The following is a 2,718-nucleotide window of genomic DNA, read 5'->3' as shown; positions in this document are numbered from 1 at the left end:
ACTGAATAGTATTTATACTATTCAGTCGCAGCATTCTTGTACATGCTGTTCTTTGGTATTATGAGAGCGAAGCTTTTCCCCTTTATTTATTCAGATAACCCCGAGTTTCATCACACGCTTTTATTGTTATTGCCGTCCAGCTGTTTACTTTTTTCAGCGCTATTCTCACGAGAATTTCTCAAGCCTGAGCAATACAGTAAGACTTTGGGGTATTTAATCAATGCGATCATTGGTATTGCCTTGATTGGCCTTGCTGGCATCTTGGTATTTGATGCGCAGACCTCCTTGCAATTGTCGGTGATGGGGGCCATTCCTGGCAGCTTTGTTTTACTCATAATGGGGCCAATATTGGGCTTTATGGGGAATAGGATGGCGTGGATCTATGCCACAGCATGGAGTACTTTCATGTTTGGTGTGACGATATCTGCGCTCAGTAAACAGGGCCTGATGCCGGTGAGCTTCGTTACCGAGTACGGTATGCAGATCGGTTCAGCACTAGAGCTATTTATACTAAACGCAGCCTTAGCCTCACGTTTCTATCAAGAGCATAGGCAGCGAATAGCTGCGCAAGAAGCACGATTACTGGAGCAACTTGAGCGCAGAGAAACCGAACAGAAGCTATTAAACAAGTCTTTATCTGATCCCACGACCCACTTGCCAAACCGCTCCTGCTTTGAGCAGCAGGCTAATTTGGTTATTGAGTCTCGTGGGAATAAACGGATCGCTATTTGTGTGATCGAAATCCTTCGTTATATGGAGATCAGTCGTACCTTGGGTCACCATAATACTGATTTAATGCAGGTCGAGGTGGCTCAGAATTTCGCTGCATTGTCGGTTAATATGCCAGGTATCGTCAAACTTCAGGGGCCTTCCGAGGAAGCATTAATTTGTTCTTTGGAGCCAGGCTCATTTGTGATGCTCGTTGAGGCAGAGCTTGCGGAAAGCCACACAGAGCAGGTAAATGAAATTCTAAAGCAGGCAATGCAACCAATTGAGTTTAAGGAGATGCGTCTGGAACTGCGTCCGGTAATTGGTGTGGCTGTTTGTCCTGAGCACGGTTTGAACACCGAAACTTTATTGCGCCATGCCCAAGTAGCTGCAGACTCATCGGAAGCACTTGAGCGACACCTTTCTTACTATCGCCCTGAATATGATCAATACAATGCGCGCCGCTTGATGATGGTTTCTGAATTGAAGGAAGCGATCAAGAATGATCATCTGGCTTTGTACTTTCAGCCTAAATACTCTCTTAAAGAGAATCGAGTTGTAGGTATGGAGGCCTTGGTAAGGTGGAACCATGAGCGTTATGGCTTGGTTAGGCCTGATGAGTTTATTGAGATTGCCGAACAAACAGGCATTATTAAAGCATTAACACGCTGGGTGGTGAGCAATGCACTTAAAGCCCAGAATAGTCTCAAAGAGCTTGGTTGGGACTTGAATATGTCAATCAATCTATCGGTGTTGAACCTGCGAGAGGGAGATTTGATTGATTTTCTGAGCGCTCAAATGGCTGATAACAACAGCGATCCTCAGCGCATTTATTTTGAGTTAACTGAGACCTCGATGATGGCGAATCCTTTGGATGCGATTGAGGTCTTAAATAAAGTGTGTGCTTTACGCTTACGTTTATCGGTTGATGACTTTGGCGCTGGCTACTCCTCTTTGGCGTATTTAAAGTCATTACCGGCGACAGAGATTAAAATCGATAAATCCTTGATATCGGGAATATGTGGGGATGAGGGCAATGAGCTCATTGCTGAAGCAACCATTAACATGTGCCAAAAACTGGGTTATCAGGTGGTGGCAGAAGGTGTCGAAAATGAAGAGACGATGGAGCGCTTAAGAGAGCTAAAGTGCGATTCTGTTCAAGGTTATTTACTAACCCCACCTTTGCCGATGGAGAGGCTACTTCAGTGGCTTGATAAGTCTGAAAGCGATACGCGTGACGTATCCTAGCAAGGCGTCACGCATTTGCAGTTTTAACTACGTTTTCTAATCAATGCTTCCTGGCATACTGAAGCAACTAACTCACCTTGTTGGTTAAAAATATTCCCTCGATTAAAGCCTCTTCCGCCTGACGCACTAGGGCTATCCATATCGTAAAGTAACCATTCATCAACCTTGAAAGGGCGATGGAACCATATCGAATGATCAAGACTCGCAACTTGCATGCCTTTTTGCATAAAACTCAAACCGTGCGGCAGCATACTAGTACCAAGCAGGCCGAAGTCCGAGGCATAGGCCAGAAGGCAATGGTGTAATGATAGATCATTGGGGACTGATGCCACCGCTCTAAACCAATTTTGCTTATAGGGTGGACGAATATCCGGGTTGGTATAGTCAATTGGCTTAACTGGTCTGATTTCGATTGGTTTATCGCGGGTGAACTGCTCCCTAAGTTTTTCAGGTATCAGGTGCTTAAAGCGACGACGTATTTCCAGCTCGGAAGCCAGTTCTTCTGGCGACTTGCTTTCGGGCATATCAAACTGGTGTTCTGAACCCGCTTCATCTTTTTGAAACGAAGCGTTGAGGGTAAAAATCTCTTTGTCGTCTTGCCGGGCAATGACTCGCCGTGTTGCGAAAGAACTACCGTCTCGAATAATCTGCACTTCGTACTGAATTGGTAGAGAATGATCCCCTGGGCGTAAAAAGTAGCCATGCATTGAGTGAGCGCTGAGTTGATCGACTGTTTGATAAGCCGCCATCAGTGCTTGACCA

The 2,718-nt window shown here is 45.4% G+C and carries 2 protein-coding genes and 1 pseudogene; 2 read left to right on the top strand and 1 reads right to left on the bottom strand.

Annotation, left to right across the window (positions count from 1 at the left end):
* Window positions 1-21 precede the first annotated feature (21 nt).
* Both A3757_RS27880 and A3757_RS27875 read left to right on the top strand, forming a co-directional pair.
* A pseudogene (locus A3757_RS27880) lies at window positions 22-1,089 on the top strand (7TM diverse intracellular signaling domain-containing protein); the annotation flags it as partial.
* A gap of 87 nt (window positions 1,090-1,176) precedes the next feature.
* A complete protein-coding gene (locus A3757_RS27875; protein WP_369819543.1) occupies window positions 1,177-1,956 on the top strand; it encodes an EAL domain-containing protein in 780 nt (259 codons plus the stop codon).
* A gap of 23 nt (window positions 1,957-1,979) precedes the next feature.
* Here A3757_RS27875 and A3757_RS08755 read toward each other — a convergent pair.
* Window positions 1,980-2,718, bottom strand: a 739-nt coding sequence (locus A3757_RS08755; protein WP_068739451.1) for an acyl-CoA thioesterase II, incomplete at its 5' end; no start/stop codon positions are given.

The organism is Oleiphilus sp. HI0117 (genome assembly GCF_001635235.1).
This window is presented reverse-complemented; position numbering and strand designations above follow the sequence as displayed.

What these genes read in the sequence shown, in the direction of transcription:
- A3757_RS27875 (WP_369819543.1), top strand. Translation starts at nt 1,177, where the DNA reads ATGATGGTTTCTGAATTGAAGGAAGCGATCAAGAATGATCATCTGGCT.